This is a genomic window from Nocardia cyriacigeorgica (assembly GCF_029868385.1).
Taxonomy (GTDB): Bacteria; Actinomycetota; Actinomycetes; order Mycobacteriales; family Mycobacteriaceae; genus Nocardia; species Nocardia cyriacigeorgica_F.
Genome location: NZ_JARWNX010000060.1, coordinates 99,582 through 118,175 on the forward strand (window position 1 = coordinate 99,582; position 18,594 = coordinate 118,175).

Consider the following 18,594-nt stretch of genomic DNA (forward strand, 5'->3'; position numbering starts at 1 on the left):
TACCTCAGGCGGCCTTGCCGACCACGCGCAGCGGCTCGGAGCGGTAGCGGGTGGAGTGACCGTTGATACCGAGCAGCTTCCATACGCGCTTGGAGATCGGGTTCATCAGACCGAGTTCCTTGGCCAGCGAACGGACGTCGGCGAAGTAATCGCTGAAGACCTGCTTGGCTTCCTTGGAACCGTAGAACAGCTCCTTGCGCACCGAGTCCGGGATGTCGAATTCGTCGAAGAAGGTGCGCGGCGGGGTCGCGATGGAGCGGCCGAGGATCCACATGACGATCGGCATGGCGATCGAGAGGATGAAGCGGTTGGCCGCGTTGCCCTCCGGCACGTGCTGCTTGAGGAACTCGTGCGCGAAGGAGATGTGGCGCGCCTCTTCGGCGACGTGGATGGCCATGACACCGCGCATGATGGGGTGCACATCGTCACCCGAGCGCAGGATGTCCTTCTGGATGTGGTCGATCGGCTCTTCACCGGCCAGCACGGCCATGAAGAACAGGTTCGGCGTCAGCACCGCGACCGGGACGGCCAGATGCCGCAGCTGCCGCACCAGCGGACCCATACCGGGTACATCGATGCCGATGCGGTTGACCATCTCCTGGAACATCAGGGTGTGGTTGTGCTCCTCGATCATCTCGTGGGAGCAGTAGCGGAATTCCGGCGAACCGTTGGGCAGGCCGAAGATGTGCTGCATCATGCCGCTGATCAGGATGGCCTCGAACTGGAGACCGACCTTGGCGACATTGGCCTGGCGGTACTTGCCGAGCGCGATCTTCTGCTCGTCCGAAAGCGCGAGGTACCAGGGGTGGCGGCCGAGCGGATCGGCCGACTGCGGCAGGATCCAGCGCTCGGGCTTGGTCTCGGCGTCGAAGTCCGGGTTCTCCCAGTCGATGTCCTCGAAAGGATCGAAGTGCCGGTTCACCGAGCCCTCCGACAGCAGCAGCAACTTCTGCGCGTACTCCTGGGCCTGCGCGACAACAGGGTCGATGTCAGGTGTCGTGGTGGCTGCGGACATCGTCGTCACTGCCTCTCGGTCGGGAATACCTAATAACTGTTCCCAATAGTTACACCAACTGTGGGCCACGTCAACACAGGCACCTTCCCAGCGGCGGGTCGGCGAACGCACGCCGGGCGCATCCGGACTCTCGGTCCGAATGCGCCCGGATACTTCCTCGGCGTGCGCGCGGGTGCCGCTACCAGGCCCCGAACTGCGATAACGCGGTGAACACGGCGTCACCGGGGACCATGAGCGTCGCCGCGACGGCCACCGTGGACACCCCCGCCGCGACCGCAGCCTGGAGGGCACGGCGGCGTTTACGCCGGGAGAAGTCCCATGCCCGGGTGGCAGGGCGGCGCCGATGCTCCGCCGCTGCCGCGGATGAGGCGGAGCGCCGGGCCATGATCGCGGCCCCGGTGGCGATGGTGCGCTCGGGATCGGGCGCGGTGATCACCGGACGGGCCAGCTCCTCGCCGAGCACCCGCGCGACCTCCGCCGGACGGGCGGCACCGCCGACCACCAGCACCCGGTCGACATCGGCCATCGTCATATCGGCCAGTCGCAGGCACCGATAGACCAGTTCCAACGAGCCACGCACATGCTCGCCACGCAACACACTCGCGCGGTCGCGGGTCGGATCGTCGGAACCCGCGTCCGAGGAGCGCCCCCGCGCGGTCTGCGTGGTCACCAGCGCCCCGAATGCGCGCCCACCGAAATCATGTGAACGCACCGTGCCGATCACCGGATTGTCCGGACATCCGGCGCCGACCCGCACCAGCGTCACATCCAAGCTGGCCCCACCGAGGTCGTAGACCAGCGCCAGGCCCGGCATGAGCGGTCCGTGTTCGGCCTCCAGCCAGGCGGCCGCGGCCACCGGTTCGGCCACCAGCGACACCCGTTCCAGTCCGGCCGCGTCGAGGGCCGTGCGCAGTGCGCCGATCTGGTCATCGCTGTAGCCGACCGGATGGGTGAGGGTGATGCCCGTATCGTCGCCCGCGGCGCGCGGGTCGTCGCGGACCTCCGCGATCAGGCAGTCGGCGACGACCGCCACCAGATCGGCGGGTGTGAGAGCGCGGTTGCCGACGCGCGCGGACGTCGCGCCGCGCTGGGTCAGATCCGCGAACTCGGTGACCACCCGACCGTGCCGTGGGATGGTGCCGAGCCGGGCCATGCCCGTGCTGTCGAAGGTGAGCGTGGTGCGGTGGGTGACGGCCGGTGGCCGGCCGGCCCGGCGCCGTCGCCCCGGCGGCGACTTCACCGAATCCCCCTCCGCTACTGCCGAAACCGTGTTCACCGTGCCGATGCTCAATCCGAGACCTGACGCCATCGAACTCCACCTGATCGCCGAGCGGACATGCTTCGAACGCCCATCAGGCAATCATTCCGCGATCGATGTGCCAACCACCGGACATCGGGTTGTCCGCCATCGCCTCTCCCCCGTTCTGGCGAACCGGGCAGCGGCCGACGCGCTCACCAGCCCTGTTGTCCTGTTCGGGTGGACACGGCGACCTCGCCACCCGTCGGGAAAGGACACGCCCGATGACCTGATCCGGTTTGCGGGTCGGGCGCTGTCCACGGCTCCGCGACGGCGCCGCCGAGCGCCGAGATGCGGTCAGCTCGTGGGCAATTCCGGGATCCGGGTGGCCCTGGCGTACACCGTCTCACCGTCGGAGAGGCGAAGCGCTTCGGCGTCACCGCGGGTCACCTGGGCGGCGAACAGATCGCCGGTGGCGGCATTGCGCATCTCCACCCGCACCTCGAAACCGAGATGCACCACCCGCTCCACCGTGGCGCGGGTGACGCCCGCCGATTCCGCGGTGCCCTCGTGCTCGGCCATCGCCATACTCGGATCGCGGCCGACCCGGATGTCGTGCGGGCGCACCAGATGACCGTTGAGCCGGGCCACCGCACCGAGGAAGGACATGACGAACTCGTTGGCGGGCCGGTCGTAGACGTCCTCGGGCGAGCCGACCTGTTCGATCCGGCCCGCGTTCATCACCGCGATCCGGTCGGCCACGTCGAGGGCCTCTTCCTGATCATGGGTCACCAGCACGGTGGTCACATGGACCTCGTCGTGCAGGCGTCGCAGCCAGGTCCGCAGATCGGCGCGCACCTTGGCGTCCAACGCGCCGAATGGCTCGTCCAGCAACAGCACCTGCGGATCCACGGCCAGTGCGCGCGCCAGCGCCATACGCTGACGCTGACCACCCGACAGCTGCGCCGGATAACGATGCTGGAAACCGTCGAGGCCGACGATGCCGAGCAGTTCGTCGACCCGCTTGGCGATCTCGGCTTTCGGCCGCTTGCGGATCTGGAGCCCGAAGGCCACATTGTCGCGCACGGTCATATGTTTGAACGCCGCGTAATGCTGAAAGACGAAGCCGATATCGCGCTTCTGCGGTGGCACCCGGGTGACATCGCGATCGGAGATCACCACCACCCCGGAGTCCAGCGTCTCCAATCCGGCGATCGAACGCAGCAGCGTCGACTTGCCCGAACCGGACGGGCCGAGCAGCGCGGTCAACTCGCCGGACGGGATATCGATGCTGACATCGTCCAGCGCGGCGAACGAACCATAGTTCTTGCGCGCGTTGGTCACGGTGATCATTGGTTGCCTCCGGCAGTCGACATCGGCGCCCTGCGCACGGCAGTGCCGATCATTTGTTGCCCCGCTTACGTTCGAGGAGGGTCATCAGCAGGAGCGTGACCAGGGCGATGCCCATCAGCAGGGTGGCGGCGCTGTAGGCGCCGAAGGTGTTGTGGTCGTCCACGTATCTGGCGTGCACCAGCAGCGTCAGGGTCTGCGAGACCCCGGCGAAACCGGAGGACACCATGATCACCGCGCCGAACTCGCCGAGCGAGCGGGCCACGGTGAGCACGACACCGTAGGTCAGGCCCCAGCGGATCGCGGGCAGGGTGATCCGCCAGAAGGTCTGCCAGCGCGAGGCGCCGAGCGTGGCCGCCGCCTGCTCCTGATCGTCGCCGATCTCGTGCAGCACCGGCTCGACCTCGCGCACCACGAACGGCAGCGTGACGAAGATCGTCGCGATCACCATGCCCGGCAGTCCGAAGATCACCTTGAACCCGAGCGAATCGAGTCCGCCGAACCAGCCACCCGCGCCCCACAGCATGATCAGCGCGACACCGACCACCACCGGCGACACCGCGAACGGCAGATCGACGATGCCCTGGACCAGGCTGCGGCCGGGGAACCTGCCGCGCACCAGCGCGAGCGCGGTCACGATGCCGAACACCACGTTCACCGGGACCACGATCGCCACGATGATCATCGACAGGTTGAACGCCGAGATCGCGGCGGGCGTGCTGATGGAATCGATGAACGCGCCGATACCGTCACCGAAGGTGCGGAACAGGATCACCCCGAGCGGCAGCACGAGCAGGACGAACAGGTACCCGAGTGCGACCACGCGCAGCGAGAGCCGGACCGGAGTCGAAAGTTTCATCGCGCCTCCTGCTCCTTCCTGGCCGAACGCTCGGCGAACAACCGCAGCACCAGCAGCGAAACGAAGGCGATGGCGAGCAGCGCCACCGAGACCGCCGCCGCGGCCACCGGCCGGTCGATCTCGATCTGCTGCTGAATGTATTGCGAAGCCATCTGGGTCTCGCGCGGGATATTGCCGCCGATCAGCACGACCGAGCCGTACTCACCGATGGCGCGGGCGAAGGCGAGACCGCCGCCGCTGATGATCGCCGGGGTCAGGGTGGGCAGCACGATGCGCCGGAACGTGGTCCAGTTGTCCGCACCGAGTGACAGTGCGGCCTGTTCCACTTCCTTGTCCACTTCGATCAGCACCGGCTGCATCGACCGCACCACGAACGGCAGCGTGACGAAGGCCAGCGCCACCACCAGACCGGGCTGGGTGGCGTTGAGGTGGATGTCGATCGGACTCTCCGGGCCGTACAGCGACAGCAGCACGATGCTGGCCACGATGGTCGGCAGCGCGAACGGCAGATCGATCAGTGCGTTGACCACGCCCTTACCGGGGAAGTCGTCACGCACCAGCACCCAGGCAATGAGCGTGCCCATCACCACGTTGATCAGCGCGACGACCACCGAGACCAACACGGTGACCCGCAGCGAGGCCAGGGCGACCGGTGAGGTGACCGCGTCCCAGAAGCCCGCCCAGCCCTCGTCGAAGGCGCTGACGGTGAGCGCGGCCAGCGGCAGCAGCACGATGATGCTCAGCCACAGCACCGCCGTGGCGATGCCGAGCGGGCCCACCGAGCCCGTCACCCGCAGCCACGACCAGTTCGGTCCCCGCGATCCCGCGGCCGCGGAGGTGCCCGAAGGGGAGGCGACGGAACCGGACGCGGGTGCGGCCCCGTCGCTGTTACTACTGTCTGTCACGGTGTCGAGTATCGCGTGTGCGCCGGATCACCGACTACTTGGTGGCGTTGTCGTAGATGACGGCGATCTTGCCGGTACCCTGCGCGAACAGTTCGGCATCGACCGTCTTCCAGCCGCCGAGATCGGCGATCGTGTACAGCTTCTCCGGTTGCGGGAAGTCGGAAGCGAACTCGGCGGCGACACCCGGATCGACCGGACGGAAACCGGCCTCGGCCCAGGCCCGCTGACCCTCGGGGGTGAACAGGAAGTCGCGGAAGGCCACCGCCTTGTCCTGGTTCTTGCTGTTCTTCAGCACCGCGACCGGGTTCTCGATCTTGAAGGTGTCGGTCGGGACGACGTGCTCGATCGGATCACCGTTGCGTTCGACGAACAGCGCTTCGTTCTCGTAGCTCAGCAGGACGTCGCCGGTGCCCTGGAGGAAGGTCTCGGTGGCGTCGCGGCCGGATTTGGGCTGGACGCGCATGTGGTCGGGCGAGATCAGCTGCGACAGGTAGTCCAGACCCGCCTGCGGGTTCTTGCCGCCCTCACTCTTGGCCGCGTACGGCGCCAGCAGGTTCCACTTGGCCGAACCGGAGCTGAACGGGTTCGGGGTCACCACCTCGACACCGGGCTTCAGCAGATCGTCCCAGGTCTTGATGCCCTTGGGGTTGCCCTCGCGGACCACGATCGCGACGACCGAACCGAACGGAATGCCCTTGGTGGCGTCGGCATTCCAGTTCTGATCGACCAGTCCGGCATCGACGAGGCGGGTGACGTCGGGCTCGACCGAGAAGTTCACCACATCGGCCTCGGCGCCGTCCTTGACCTTGCGCGACTGGTCACCCGAGGCACCGTAGGACTGCTGGACCTGCACACCCTTGCCTGCCTCGGTCGCGTTGAAGGCGGGGATCACCTTGTCGAAACCAGGCTTGGGCACGGCGTAGGCGAACAGATTGATGGTGCCGCCACTGCCGTCGGCGACCTGACCGTCGACCGAATCGCTGGCGCCGCCGCTGCACGCGCTGAGCGCGAACGCCGCGATCGCGGTGAGGGCGATGGCGGCGCGGCGTCGACGCGAGGTGAGCCGGCTGGTGCGTGACATGGGATGGACCTTTCTCGGGGCCGCCATCAGCTCGGGCGTGAACGGCGGTGACACATCGGGATCGAACGAAAGACCTGCCAACGGCAGTGGCGCGACTTACCGGCCGGAACGGCCGCCGGGTTCGGACAACGCTGCGAAAAAGGTGCGCACCAGTCTAGGAGGGAACGCGCAGAACTGCCCGGATTCCGATCACCGACAGTGAATATCCGCGACGACGAGGCAGCCGACCGCGATCAACGCCAGTTCATGGCGGACCTGCGGCACAACACTCGACGACACCCGGCAGACTGTAGCAGAGCACTCGAGCCGATTCGAATCGACGAATACCAGATCGACGGGGGTAACAACCATGACGACCAGCCCGGACCGCCTGCGCACCCGGCTGCCCGAAATCAGCACGCGCGCCTGGGAGCATCCGGCCGACCGCACCGCACTGGTGGCGTTGCGTTCGCTGAGCGGGTTCGATCTGGTCCTGCGCACCCTGTCAGGGCTGCTGCGCGAACGGCAGTATCGGCTGATGTATCTGGCGACCGCCGTCCGGGTCGATGAGCGTCAGTTCCGGTCACTGCACCAACTGCGCCAGGACTGCGTCGAGATCCTGGACGCACCGGCGATCCCGGAGATGTTCGTGGTACAGAGCCCGCAGGTGAACGCCTTCACCATCGGTATGGACGCCCCGTTCATCGTGCTGACCACCGGTCTGGTCGATCTGCTCGATCACGAGGAGATGCGGTTCACCATCGGCCACGAACTCGGCCATGCGATGTCCGGGCACGCGGTCTACCGCACCATGCTGATGCATCTGCTGCGGATGGCCGCCGGTATCGGGTGGATGCCGATCGGCGGCTGGGCGCTGCGGGCCATCGTCGCCGCGCTGATGGAATGGAGCCGTAAATCCGAACTGTCCGGCGACCGGGCCGGTCTGCTGTGCGGGCAGGATGTGGAGGCCTCGGTGCGGGTGCATATGAAGCTGGCGGGTGGGGCGCGGGTCGAGGAGATGAATCTCGGCGCGTTCCTGGCCCAGGCCGATGATTACGAGCGTTCCGGTGATCTGCGCGACGGTGTGCTCAAACTGCTGAACCTGGAATTACAGAGCCACCCGTTCTCGGTGCTGCGGGCCGCGGAACTGCGGCGCTGGATCCAGAGCGGCGAGTACGATCGGATCCTCGGCGGGGACTATCCGCGGCGCGCACACGATAAGAACGCCAAGCTCAGCGACGAGATCAAACAGGCGGCGCGCAGCTACCGCGATACTTTCGATCAGTCCGAGGATCCGCTGATCCGCACGGTGCGCACCATGGGCCGCGATATGGGAGCGGCGGTCGGCACCGTCGGCCAGGAAGTCGGCGACACCGTCGCCAAGGTCGGTAAGCGATTCACCGACTGGCGCCGCGGCTCCGACGCGTGAGAAGGACTCGTTCAGCGCGTGAAGAACCAGGCGACGAGCACCAGTACGAGCAGGGCGACCAGGGCGAGCTGAACCCGTGAGCGTGGCATCAGCGGACTCCGCTCTGCGCGTGCTCGCGGGTCTGCACCAGCGGTTCCACCGGTGCGGCGGCCTGCGTCAGCCGCGCCGAGCGGTAGCGCGCGGCGCGGAGGCGGTGCTGGGCGAGTGACACGCGGTGCCGGACCACCTTCAGCGCGCGGTCGAGCAGGTAGGCGATGGCGAAACTGATCGGCACCATGCCCACCAGCACCACCAGGAACTGCGGGATGAACGGAAGACCCGCTACCCACAGTTCGAAGCCGTCCCACCAACCCGCTATGCGATCCACGATCACCAGCCTAATCGACGCCATCTACCGGCCCCCTGGGTCGGCACGCACGCATCGTTGACCTGAACCGTGGTTGAGAGTGCACCCTGGTCTCATGACCCGAGCCGCCGAGGAACTCGCCCGCCTCGGACTGCCGCAGGACGGCCCCATCGAGGCCGCCGCCTGGCTGGCCCGCATCCGCAGGCTCTGAGCCACGACCCGCGCCGGTGGGCCGCATCCACCGGCGCGGTGCGGTGGACGCATCCGGGGTGCGGGGCGATCATGAGGTCATGGCGATCTCTGAGGATCACGACGTCCAGCCGACGGCGCATTCGCTCATCGAATCCCGCCGCCGCTCGAACTTCCCGCCGATCGACGACTACGCCTTCCTGTCCGATTGCGAGACCAACTGTCTGATCGCCAGCAACGGTTCGGTCGAGTGGATGTGTGTGCCGCGACCGGATTCGCCGAGCGTGTTCGGCGCCGTGCTCGACCGCAATGCGGGCCATTTCCGCATCGGCCCCTACGGCCGCAATGTGCCGGCGGCGCGCCGCTATCTGCCCGGCGGCATGATCCTGGAAACCACCTGGCAGACCGCCACCGGCTGGCTGATCGTGCGCGATGCGCTGGTACTCGGACCGTGGCACAACAACTTTCAGCGCAGCAAGACCCATCGGCGCACCCCGATGGACTGGGATGCCGAACACATGCTGCTGCGCACGGTGAAATGCGTCAGCGGCACGGTGGAACTCGAGATGAGCTGCGAACCCTCCTTCGACTACCACCGCGAGACCGCGCTGTGGGAGTACACCGGCAAGGTGTACGAGGAGGCCACCGCCCAATGCGCCGCGGATCCGACTTCGGGTCCGACACTGGTGCTGACCACCGATCTGCGGATCGGGCTCGAAGGCCGGGAGGCGCGCGCCCGCACCAGGATGCAGGAGGGCGATGAGGTGTACGCGGCGCTGACCTGGTCGGAGCTACCAGCACCGCAGTCCTTCGCCGAGGCCGCGCAGAAGATGTGGACGACGGCCGAATGCTGGCGTCAGTGGATCACCCTCGGCAAGTTCCCCGATCACCCGTGGCGCAGCTACCTCCAGCGCAGCGCCCTCACCCTCAAGGGCCTGACCTACGCGCCGACCGGCGCGCTGATGGCCGCCGCCACCACCTCGCTACCGGAAACACCCGGCGGTGAACGCAATTGGGACTACCGCTACAGCTGGGTGCGGGATTCGACCTTCGCCCTGTGGGGTCTGTACACCCTCGGACTCGACCGCGAGGCCGACGATTTCTTCGCCTTCCTCAACGACGCCACCACCGGCCCCGACGGCGAACCCGTTCCGTTGCAGGTGCTCTACGGGCTCGGCGGCGAACGCAAACTCACCGAAACCACACTCGACCATCTGTCCGGCTACGACTCGGCCCGGCCGGTGCGCATCGGCAACGGCGCCTACGACCAGGACCAGCACGATATCTGGGGCACGATGCTCGATTCGGTCTACCTGCACGTCAAGTCCCGCCAACATGTACCCGAAACGCTGTGGCCGCTGCTGGAACGTCAGGTGGGTGCGGCGATCCGGCATTGGCGTGAACCCGACCGCGGTATCTGGGAGGTGCGCGGTGAACCGCAGCATTTCACCTCGTCGAAGATCATGTGCTGGGTGGCGTTGGATCGCGGCGCGAAACTGGCCGAGCTGCACGGTGAGCTGGAGATCGCGGCGCGCTGGTACGACATCGCCGAAGAGATCAAGGGCGACGTCCTCGCCCACGGCGTGGATGCCGACGGCGTGCTCACCCAGACCTACGGCGGCACCACACTCGACGCGTCACTGCTGCTGGCGGTGCTGACTCGTTTCCTGCCGCCCGACGATCACCGCATCCGTGCGACGGTGCTCGCCATCGCCGACCGCCTCACCGAGAACGGCCTTGTACTGCGCTACCGCACCGAGACCACCGACGACGGCCTGTCGGGAGCCGAGGGCACCTTCACCATCTGCTCGTTCTGGCTGGTGTCGGCGCTCGTGGAGATCGGTGAGCTACCGCGCGCCCGGCAGATGTGCCAACGGCTGCTCGGCTACGCCAGCCCGCTGCGGCTCTACGCCGAGGAGATCGAACCGCACAGCGGCCGCCATCTGGGCAACTTCCCGCAGGCGTTCACCCATCTGGCGCTGATCAACGCGGTCACGCACGTGATCCGGGCCGAGGAAGCCGGTGAGGCGGGACAGTTCCGGCCCGCGCACACCCCCGCCACCCAGCACGGGTGACAGATCAGGCGGGTATCAGAGTGTCGGCGCGTTCGCGGACCGCGCGCAACGTCGCCATATCGGTGTCGATGCGATCGAGTCGATCCCGGCCGCGATCCCCGTACTTCTCCCCCGCCTCCTCGGCGATCCGCAACGCTTCGTCGGCGCTGCGCAGCACGTCGGTGGCGATATCGGTGAAATGGTCGCGCAACGCACGCTGGGTGGCGCGCAGCCGGTTCCTTGACTCCTTGCCGACCTGGAAGACCACATCATCCATCAGTCGGGCGACCGCCACCTTGGCCTCGGCCTGACGACGCTGCTTACGCGTCCTGCGGTCGTCCCACAGCGCATGCGCGCCGAGCAGGACACCCGCGCCGACGGAATACCAGTTCACCAGCGACATCTTCAGCAGACTCGTCACCAAGCCGACCATCAAGATACCGCCGTAGGATCCGCGCAGCGCCGAGAGGAACTGTGCGGTCACGCTCGTCTTCGCGCTCTCCAGCGGTTCCAGCGGCGCCACCTGCTCGAGGACGTCGGCCGGTTTCTCCAACCGCACATCCGGTAGCGGTGGGGCGCGGTGATCGGCCGGGAATTTGGCCGCCACCTGCTCCGACAGCTCCACCGAACGGTAGTGGGCCATCACGAAGTTCTCCTCGACGGCCTCGCAGATCCGGGCGTCGAGGTCGGTGCCGAAATCGTTCCAGCGGCGCGCCGGATCGGTCTGGGCGATCTCGGCCTCGGCGTCGCGGACCAGACTGCGCAGCCGGTGTCGCAGATCGTGCTCGATATCGGCCATCAGTTCGGCGCTGCCGTCGGCGAGGGTGATCTGCCAGTTCGCGGTGCGCTGACGCAGCTGATCGGCCTCGTCGCGGGCCGCGGCCAGCTGCGCGGTGATCTCCGAGCGACGCCGCGGATCACGCAGTGTCTCCGCCTCGGTGCGCAGCGACGCCGCCAGATGATCACAGATCAGGCGGATATCGCCCGCCGCGGCCTCGATGGCCACCTCATCGGCCCGGTTGATGATGAAATCGCGCAGATGATCGACCAGCTGCGGCAACCCGGATTCGATATCGCGCTGATAATTGCCCACCAGACCGGCTTGCCGATGCATCTCCGCCGACACCGGCGCGACCGCGAAGCCGAGTCCGGCGGCATCGAGCAGCTCCCGATTGCGCTGCTGGGTGTGCGCCCAGTGCGGATGCATGTCGATCTTGTTCAGCACGCAGACCACCGTCGGGCAGATCTGCTTGATGCGCTGGAGATGACCGATCTGCTCGGGCGTCAGCTCGGTGGCGGCGTCGCCGACGTAGAGCACGGCGTCGGCGGCGGCGATCATCGACCAGGTGGTGTTGTCCTCGCGCGTGGCGCCCGGCGCGTCCATCAGCACCACGCCCTCGGCCAGCAGCGGGCTCGGCTGGGTGAACTCGGCCCGGATGACGCCCTTGGCATTGAGCGCGGGCGCCGGGTCGAGTGGGTCGACAGGCTGACGTTCGATCCGCCCGCCGCCCACCGAACGCACCAGGGTGGCCGTCGGCTCGGGGCCGTGTTCGATGATGACCGGCACGCCGATCGGGATATCGGTGGCACTGATCTTCGCCCCGACCAGGGCGTTGACCAGGCTGCTCATACCGCTCTTGGCGTCACCGACCACCACGAGCCGAACCCGTGGATCGTTCACCCTGGCCCGGACCATGCTCAGCCGACCGCCGAGATCATCGCGCCCGGCCGACCGGGTCAACTCCCGCAGTTCGTCGGTGATCCGGATGAGCGGGGCCATGGCGTCCGGATGTTTCACCGTCGCGGCCTCCAGTCCGGCTGCGGCAGACAACCCTGCTCCTCCCTATCGTCGCTGGCGTCGAAGAACCTCGCGCGCGCTATCGGCTCTCATTCGATCATGGCGCCCGCGAGCGCCGTCAACCCGTCCCGATTCCTCTCGTCACAACACGACGGACTCTGGTCACAACACGACGGAGTCGACGTGCGCCACCATGTGATGGGTCTGTGCCATGGCCGTCTCCGGCATCAGCGCACCGCTCAGCTCACCACCCGACAGACCGAGCGGGCCGTGATCGACGAATGAGGCCGCGGCCAGCAGCGCCGGATCGTGCTGTCCGGTGTCGTATTCGGCGATCGGCTTCACGCCGACCTGCGGCTGGATCGTCGGCGCCGGGTTGTTGGGCTGGATGTCGACCGTCGGCGCCGTGGACGGCGGATCGTAGGTCGGCGCCGTCGGCCGCGGCGCGGTCACCGTCGGGACGTCGGCAGTGGGAACATCCGCGGTGGGGACATCCGCGGTGGGGACGTCGGCGGTCGGCCGGTCCACCGTCGACGGCATATCGGCCGTGGTCGGAGTATCGACCGTCGGCTGCGGCCGGGTGGTCGGATCCGGTGCGTCGGTCGTCGGCGGACGGGTGGTGGCGCCACCGGAGTTGCCGGGGGTGGTGACGTCATCGTCCGGGTCCGTGGTGGTCGGGCGGGTACTCGGCCCGGACGGGGTGGCGTTACCACCCGGCGTCTTGGTGATCGGGTCGTCGGTGGTCGAGCCGCCCGGCCGGGTGGTGCCCGGCACACCGGGCAGTGTGGTGACGCTTCCGTCGGGTGTGGAGGTGGTCCCACCCGGTGTGGTGATCCCGCCCGGCGTGGTCGGCGTCGGCACCGTCGAGGTGACGGTGGTCGGCGCACCGGGGGTGGTGGTCGTGGTCTGTGTCGGATCGTCGATACCGGTACCGATCGAGCCGGGACGTTCGGCGGGCACGGAACGCTCGAAGATCCCGGGAACCGCCGCGGCGGGGGCGGTGAGCGGCGACGCGCCGGGCGGCGGCGCGATCACATTCGCGATCGGGGAGGTCGCGGCGTCGGGCTGGATCGTGGTCTGCAACGGCGTCGCCACCACCGGCTGAGCGGCCGCCATCGGGGCCACCGCCGGTGCGGCGGCCGCGGGAACCGGAGCGATCGCGGCGGGCGCGACCGAGGGGGCGGGCGCCACCGGAGCGGGAGCCGGAGCGGGAGCGGGCGCGACCGGGGCGATCGGAGCCGCGGCCGCAGGAGCGACCGGCGCCGAGTGCGAGGCGGTGGTCGGTGCGGTCTGGCCCGTCGCGGCACCGGCGGCGGCCGAACTCGCGCCACCCGCCTGCGGCATGGTGACGCCGCCGACCAGGCCCTGATGGGCGCCACCGGATTCACCGGGCTCCACACCGGGGTGCGCGCCGTCCGGCACGCGGATGCCGTCGGCGAGCCAGTCGGTGTATTCGTCGAGCTGGTCGCCGACCCTGCCGACGCCGAAGTCGACCTCCATCGCGGTGGTCAGGTAGATACCGTCCGGCCCGATCCCGAAATCGACGCTGAGCTGAGTGCCGAGGAAAACGCCGAGACCATCGCCACTGCCGATGCCGTCGAACGGGTCGGTACCCGCGGGAGCGGTGGTCGCGTCCTGCGCCACCGGCGAGAGTCCCGGTACGGCGAACCCTTCCGAGCCGGGGGCGACGAATCCGTTGGCGCCGGGCAGGCCGAAACCGTGCCCGGCCTGGCCGAGCCCGTGTCCCGGCAGACCGAATCCCTGACCGCCCGGTTCATCCAACCCACCAGGCACGCCGCCGGTGCCGGGCTGGCCGATACCGCCGGATTGTCCACCGATACCGGGGATTCCGTTGAAACCGGGAATACCTCCATCGGGAGCGCCGGGAATACCGCCGAGCCCGGGCACGCCGCCGCTGGTCGAACCGGGGATACCGTCGAGGTCGGGTATATCGCCCTCGTCGAAACCCGGGATACGGCTGAAACCCGGCGCACTGTCGCCATTCGAACCGGGGATGCCGCCGATACCGGGGACTCCCGCACCGTCCGACCCCGGAATACCACCGATTCCCGGAACACCGTCGCCGCCCGAACCGGGCGGACGCATACCGTCGGATCCGTTGCCGGGCAGCGAAGGCAGCTCGAAACGGGATCCGCCCCCGGAGTCGGGGCCCGCACCGCCGCCGCCCATGCTGCCGTCCAGCCGTGGCAACGGCATGGTGACCCATGGGTCGACGCCGGGGAGGTCGGCATCGGGTGTCTGGTCGGCATCGGGTGTCTGGTCGGCGATCGGGGTCGGCACGTAATCGTCCGGGTTCGGGTCCGGGAAGGTGAGCACCGGGCTCGGCACATCGGGATCGGGATCGGTATTGCGCGCCCAGCCCGCATTCCAGCTGTCGAGGTGGTGCTCGTTGCCTGGTTGCGCCGGAACGCCACCGCCATTGGCGGCCACCAGTGCGCCACCGGTGACGTAGGCGCCACCTCTGGCTACTCGCGCGACCCCGCTCGCTACACGATAGGCAGTGTCGCCGCCACGCTCGTCGGCATCGAAGTCGCCGTCGAAGGGCAGGTCACGCGTCATACGAAACTCCACTCTCAGGTCTATCCAGCATCCTCACCACGCCGGACCGACCGAGAGTGAAGATCAGGTACCACCATATTTGTGCGGAACCCAGCTGTCACATCCTCCGGGACGTCCAAAAAGTTAACAACGCCACGCATATTGCGACAGACCCCGGTATCGGGTGGCAGCGCCGACACCGGGCCGACGCGCCATTATCCCTGGACAGGCGTGAGATCGCCCGTTATTTCTTGTCTTTCGGCTTATCCGACTGCGCGTCCGAGGACAGGGCCGCGACGAAGGCCTCCTGCGGAACGTCCACCCGGCCGATGGTCTTCATCCGCTTCTTGCCTTCCTTCTGCTTCTCCAGCAGTTTGCGCTTACGGCTGATGTCACCGCCGTAGCACTTGGCCAGCACATCCTTGCGGATGGCGCGGATGTTCTCACGGGCAATGATTTTCGAACCGATGGCGGCCTGGATCGGCACCTCGAACTGCTGGCGCGGGATCAGCTCGCGCAGCTTGTTGGTCATCTTGTTGCCGTAGGCCTGCGCGGCGTCGCGGTGCACGATGGCACTGAACGCGTCGACCGCCTCGCCCTGCAACAGGATATCCACCTTGACCAGGTTCGATTCCTGTTCGCCCGCCTCTTCGTAGTCGAGGCTGGCATAGCCGCGGGTGCGCGACTTCAGCGAATCGAAGAAGTCGAAGATGATCTCGGCCATCGGCAGCGTATAGCGCAGTTCGACGCGGGTCTCCGACAGATAGTCCATACCGCCCAGCTCACCGCGGCGGGACTGGCACAGCTCCATGATCGAACCGATGAACTCGCTCGGCGAGATGACGGTGCACTTCACGACCGGTTCGAACACCCGGCGCACCTTGCCCTCTGGCCAGTACGACGGGTTGGTGACGACCTGTTCGCTGCCGTCCTCCATCTCCACCCGGTACACCACGTTGGGCGCGGTCGAGATCAGGTCCAGATCGAATTCGCGCTGCAACCGCTCACGGGTGATCTCCATATGCAGCAATCCGAGGAAGCCGCAGCGGAAACCGAAGCCGAGCGCCACCGAGGTTTCCGGGGTGTAGGTCAGGGCGGCATCGTTGAGCTGGAGTTTCTCCAGTGCGTCGCGCAGATCCGGGTAGTCGGAACCGTCGACGGGGTACAGACCCGAATACACCATGGGCCGCGGTTCGCGGTAGCCGGTGAGCGGTTCGGTGGCGCCGCCGCGCGCCGCGGTGACGGTATCGCCGACCTTCGACTGGCGCACATCCTTCACGCCGGTGATCAGATAGCCCACCTCGCCGACACCGAGGCCCTGCGTCGGTTTGGGTTCGGGCGAGACGATGCCGATCTCGAGCAGCTCGTGCGTCGCGCCGGTGGACATCATCTTGATCTTCTCGCGCGGGGTGAGCTTGCCGTCCACCACACGGATATAGGTCACCACACCGCGGTAGGTGTCGTAGACCGAGTCGAAGATCATCGCGCGCGCCGGGGCGTCGGCGTCGCCCTGCGGGGCCGGGATCTGGGCGATCACCTCGTCGAGCAGTTCGGTCACCCCGACGCCGGTCTTACCGGAGACCCGCAGCACCTCCGACGGCTCGCAGCCGACGATATGGGCCAGCTCGGCCGCGTACCGGTCCGGGTCGGCGGCGGGCAGGTCGATCTTGTTCAGCACCGGAATGATCGTCAGATCCTTGTCCAGCGCCAGGTACAGATTGGCCAGGGTCTGCGCCTCGATACCTTGTGCGGCGTCGACCAGCAGGATCGCGCCCTCACAGGCCTCCAGCGCACGTGAGACCTCATAGGTGAAGTCGACGTGGCCGGGGGTGTCGATGAGATGCAGCACGAAATCGGTGCCCGCGTGCGCACCGGTGCGCGGAGTCCACGGCAGCCGGACGTTCTGGGCCTTGATGGTGATACCGCGCTCGCGCTCGATATCCATCCGGTCCAGGTACTGGGCGCGCATCTGCCGCTCCTCGACCACTCCGGTCAGTTGCAGCATCCGATCGGCCAGCGTGGACTTGCCGTGGTCGATGTGCGCGATGATGCAGAAGTTCCGGATCCGCGACGGATCGGTGAACGTCGTGTCGGCGAAGCTGGCGGGCACTCCACTCCTCATTCGGGTATCGGCGAACTGCGAACCATCGTCCCATGCGTAGGACCCGGCGCCCTCCGCTGGCCCGTGCATTGCGGGAATTCCGGGCGGCCACAGGATGATCGACGGTGGCTATGGGCGGGCCTCGCCCCGGATCGGTACAGATGTGATCACGGCGGGTCGCCGTTATATTCCAGTGATGGCCCGCAGTTGGAACTCTCTCGGCAAGCAGCTCGGCCTCATCGCGAAGGAACAGGGGCCCAAGATCGTCAAGGCTCAGGCGCCGAAGCTGGTCGGCAAGTTGCAGCGCTCCACGCTGCTGGAACGGGCCGTCGGATCGCTGGCGCCGCCGCGCCGCGCCGCGCCTGTGCCCGTGCGTCCGGCCGCCTCCACACCGGTGCCCACCGCGCATCGCGCCCGCCAGATCGTCTACGCACCGCAGCTCGACGGCCGCGCCGACCCGGGTGAGATCGTGTGGACCTGGGTGCCGTACGAGGAGGACCCCGCCAACGGTAAGGATCGCCCGGTGCTCGTCGTCGGCCGCGACCGCAAGACGCTGCTCGGCCTGATGCTGTCATCGAATCCGATGCGCGCCCACGATCGGGACTGGGTCGGCATCGGCAGCGGCAGCTGGGATCACGAAGGCCGCCCCAGTTGGGTCCGGCTGGACCGCGTGCTCGACGTGCCCGAGGCGGGCATCCGCCGCGAAGGCGCCATCCTGCCCCGCAAGACCTTCGACCTGGTCGCCCATCGCCTGGTCATCGAATACGACTGGAGCTGATCGGCAGCAACAGACCCCGCGCCGACCTGTGGTCGTGGCGGGGTCTGTGCGTCGGGATCGGGCCGGTCAGCTGATCATGTCGCGGGAGCGGCCGAACAGCATGCCGTAGATGAGCGCACCGAGGCAGCCACCGATCAGCGGGAACACCACGAACGCCCAGGACTGGGCCATCGCGCCGTCCTGATACGGCGCGACGCCGAGGCTGCGGGCCGGGTTGACCGAGGTGTTGTCGACCGGGATGGAGATCAGGTGGATGGCCGCCAGGGTGACACCGATGGACAGACCGGCCAGCGGGACGTCGGAGATCTGATCGGTGGAGGCCAACACCACGAACACCAGCAGCGCGGTCAACATCACCTCGATGATGATCATCGCCGCCATGCCGTAGCCGTCCTGGACCACGACCTGTCCGAGCGGGCCGGTCTGCGCCGACGGGCTGTGCTCACCCCAGCCGTTGGCGCCGAGCCCGTCCACCGCGCGATCGTAGGCGGGCAGGTTCTTCGCGATGGCGAACAGCACGAGACCGGACAGGAACGCGCCGATCAGCTGGGAGATGACGTAGCCGACCGCGCTGATCGTCGACAGCCGCCCCATCAGCAACTGCCCGATCGTCACCGCCGGATTCACATGACAGCCCGAGATCGGCCCGATGGCATAGACCAGAAACATCAATGTCAGACCGAATGCCAGCGCCACCCCGAGCGCACCGACCCGCTCCCCCGCCAGCACCGCGGTACCGACACCACCCATGACCAGGATGAATGTGCCGAGCGCCTCCGCGGCCCATTTCTTGGCCTCGGGTATCGGCTTCAGTTCGACGGCTTCCTCGACAACTTCCTGCGCAGTAGGTGACATGACGTCCGCCTTCCGAGAGGATCGTCCCCGCCATCGCGGAGAACACACCGGATAGTCCT

The 18,594-nt window shown here is 67.6% G+C and carries 15 protein-coding genes; 3 read left to right on the top strand and 12 right to left on the bottom strand.

All coding sequences use genetic code 11. The annotated features are described in order from the left end of the window. Nucleotides 1-4 precede the first annotated feature (4 nt). The 7 genes from QH168_RS21210 to QH168_RS27600 all read right to left on the bottom strand — a co-directional run bounded on the left by QH168_RS21210 (nucleotide 5) and on the right by QH168_RS27600 (nucleotide 6,726). The gene (locus QH168_RS21210) at nucleotides 5-1,015 is read right to left on the bottom strand and encodes an AurF N-oxygenase family protein (RefSeq protein ID WP_280236506.1); all 1,011 of its coding nucleotides are present in this window, start codon (nucleotides 1,013-1,015) and stop codon (nucleotides 5-7) included. Between the two features lie 178 nt (nucleotides 1,016-1,193). Continuing rightward, nucleotides 1,194-2,324, bottom strand: a complete 1,131-nt coding sequence (locus QH168_RS21215; protein ID WP_280236507.1) for an Hsp70 family protein — start codon at nucleotides 2,322-2,324, stop codon at nucleotides 1,194-1,196. A gap of 285 nt (nucleotides 2,325-2,609) precedes the next feature. Beyond that, entirely contained in the window at nucleotides 2,610-3,605 is a 996-nt protein-coding gene (locus QH168_RS21220) for a sulfate/molybdate ABC transporter ATP-binding protein (protein WP_280236508.1), read from the bottom strand. A 49-nt stretch (nucleotides 3,606-3,654) separates the two neighbouring features. Beyond that, complete coding sequence (cysW, locus tag QH168_RS21225; RefSeq protein ID WP_280236509.1) at nucleotides 3,655-4,461, bottom strand: sulfate ABC transporter permease subunit CysW; 807 nt, start codon at nucleotides 4,459-4,461, stop codon at nucleotides 3,655-3,657. Further along, nucleotides 4,458-5,258, bottom strand: coding sequence for a sulfate ABC transporter permease subunit CysT (cysT, locus tag QH168_RS21230; protein ID WP_280236584.1), 801 nt, complete (start codon nucleotides 5,256-5,258; stop codon nucleotides 4,458-4,460). Before cysT ends, cysW begins: the two co-directional genes overlap by 4 nt. Nucleotides 5,259-5,400: 142 nt before the next feature. After that, complete coding sequence (locus QH168_RS21235) at nucleotides 5,401-6,447, bottom strand: sulfate ABC transporter substrate-binding protein (RefSeq protein ID WP_280236510.1); 1,047 nt, start codon at nucleotides 6,445-6,447, stop codon at nucleotides 5,401-5,403. Nucleotides 6,448-6,636: 189 nt separating this feature from the next. Beyond that, complete coding sequence (locus QH168_RS27600; RefSeq protein WP_324192512.1) at nucleotides 6,637-6,726, bottom strand: Ms4533A family Cys-rich leader peptide; 90 nt, start codon at nucleotides 6,724-6,726, stop codon at nucleotides 6,637-6,639. Between the two features lie 70 nt (nucleotides 6,727-6,796). Here QH168_RS27600 and QH168_RS21240 point away from each other — a divergent pair, with 70 nt between their 5' ends. Then, entirely contained in the window at nucleotides 6,797-7,855 is a 1,059-nt protein-coding gene (locus tag QH168_RS21240; protein ID WP_280236511.1) for a M48 family metallopeptidase, read from the top strand. 88 nt (nucleotides 7,856-7,943) lie between these two features. Here the strand turns inward: QH168_RS21240 and QH168_RS21245 are convergent, their stop codons facing one another. Continuing rightward, nucleotides 7,944-8,222 carry a hypothetical protein gene (locus QH168_RS21245; RefSeq protein ID WP_280236512.1) on the bottom strand — a complete coding sequence of 93 codons (279 nt, stop codon included), beginning with the start codon at nucleotides 8,220-8,222 and terminating at the stop codon, nucleotides 7,944-7,946. Between the two features lie 269 nt (nucleotides 8,223-8,491). On the opposite strand from QH168_RS21245, the gene QH168_RS21250 reads away from it, so the two are divergent. Continuing rightward, entirely contained in the window at nucleotides 8,492-10,465 is a 1,974-nt protein-coding gene (locus QH168_RS21250) for a glycoside hydrolase family 15 protein (protein WP_280236513.1), read from the top strand. A gap of 4 nt (nucleotides 10,466-10,469) precedes the next feature. Here the strand turns inward: QH168_RS21250 and QH168_RS21255 are convergent, their stop codons facing one another. The 3 genes from QH168_RS21255 to lepA form a co-directional block, all read right to left on the bottom strand. Beyond that, nucleotides 10,470-12,275 carry a dynamin family protein gene (locus tag QH168_RS21255; protein ID WP_280236514.1) on the bottom strand — a complete coding sequence of 602 codons (1,806 nt, stop codon included), beginning with the start codon at nucleotides 12,273-12,275 and terminating at the stop codon, nucleotides 10,470-10,472. Nucleotides 12,276-12,404: 129 nt separating this feature from the next. Then, nucleotides 12,405-14,822, bottom strand: coding sequence for a hypothetical protein (locus QH168_RS21260; protein ID WP_280236515.1), 2,418 nt, complete (start codon nucleotides 14,820-14,822; stop codon nucleotides 12,405-12,407). Between the two features lie 223 nt (nucleotides 14,823-15,045). Further along, nucleotides 15,046-16,923, bottom strand: a complete 1,878-nt coding sequence (lepA, locus tag QH168_RS21265) for a translation elongation factor 4 (protein WP_280236516.1) — start codon at nucleotides 16,921-16,923, stop codon at nucleotides 15,046-15,048. A gap of 175 nt (nucleotides 16,924-17,098) precedes the next feature. Here lepA and QH168_RS21270 point away from each other — a divergent pair, with 175 nt between their 5' ends. After that, nucleotides 17,099-17,680 (top strand): type II toxin-antitoxin system PemK/MazF family toxin, encoded by a 582-nt coding sequence (locus QH168_RS21270; RefSeq protein ID WP_280236517.1) that lies wholly within the window; start codon nucleotides 17,099-17,101, stop codon nucleotides 17,678-17,680. A gap of 66 nt (nucleotides 17,681-17,746) precedes the next feature. Here QH168_RS21270 and QH168_RS21275 read toward each other — a convergent pair whose 3' ends face one another. Continuing rightward, nucleotides 17,747-18,535, bottom strand: coding sequence for an aquaporin (locus tag QH168_RS21275; RefSeq protein ID WP_280236518.1), 789 nt, complete (start codon nucleotides 18,533-18,535; stop codon nucleotides 17,747-17,749). Nucleotides 18,536-18,594 lie beyond the last annotated feature (59 nt).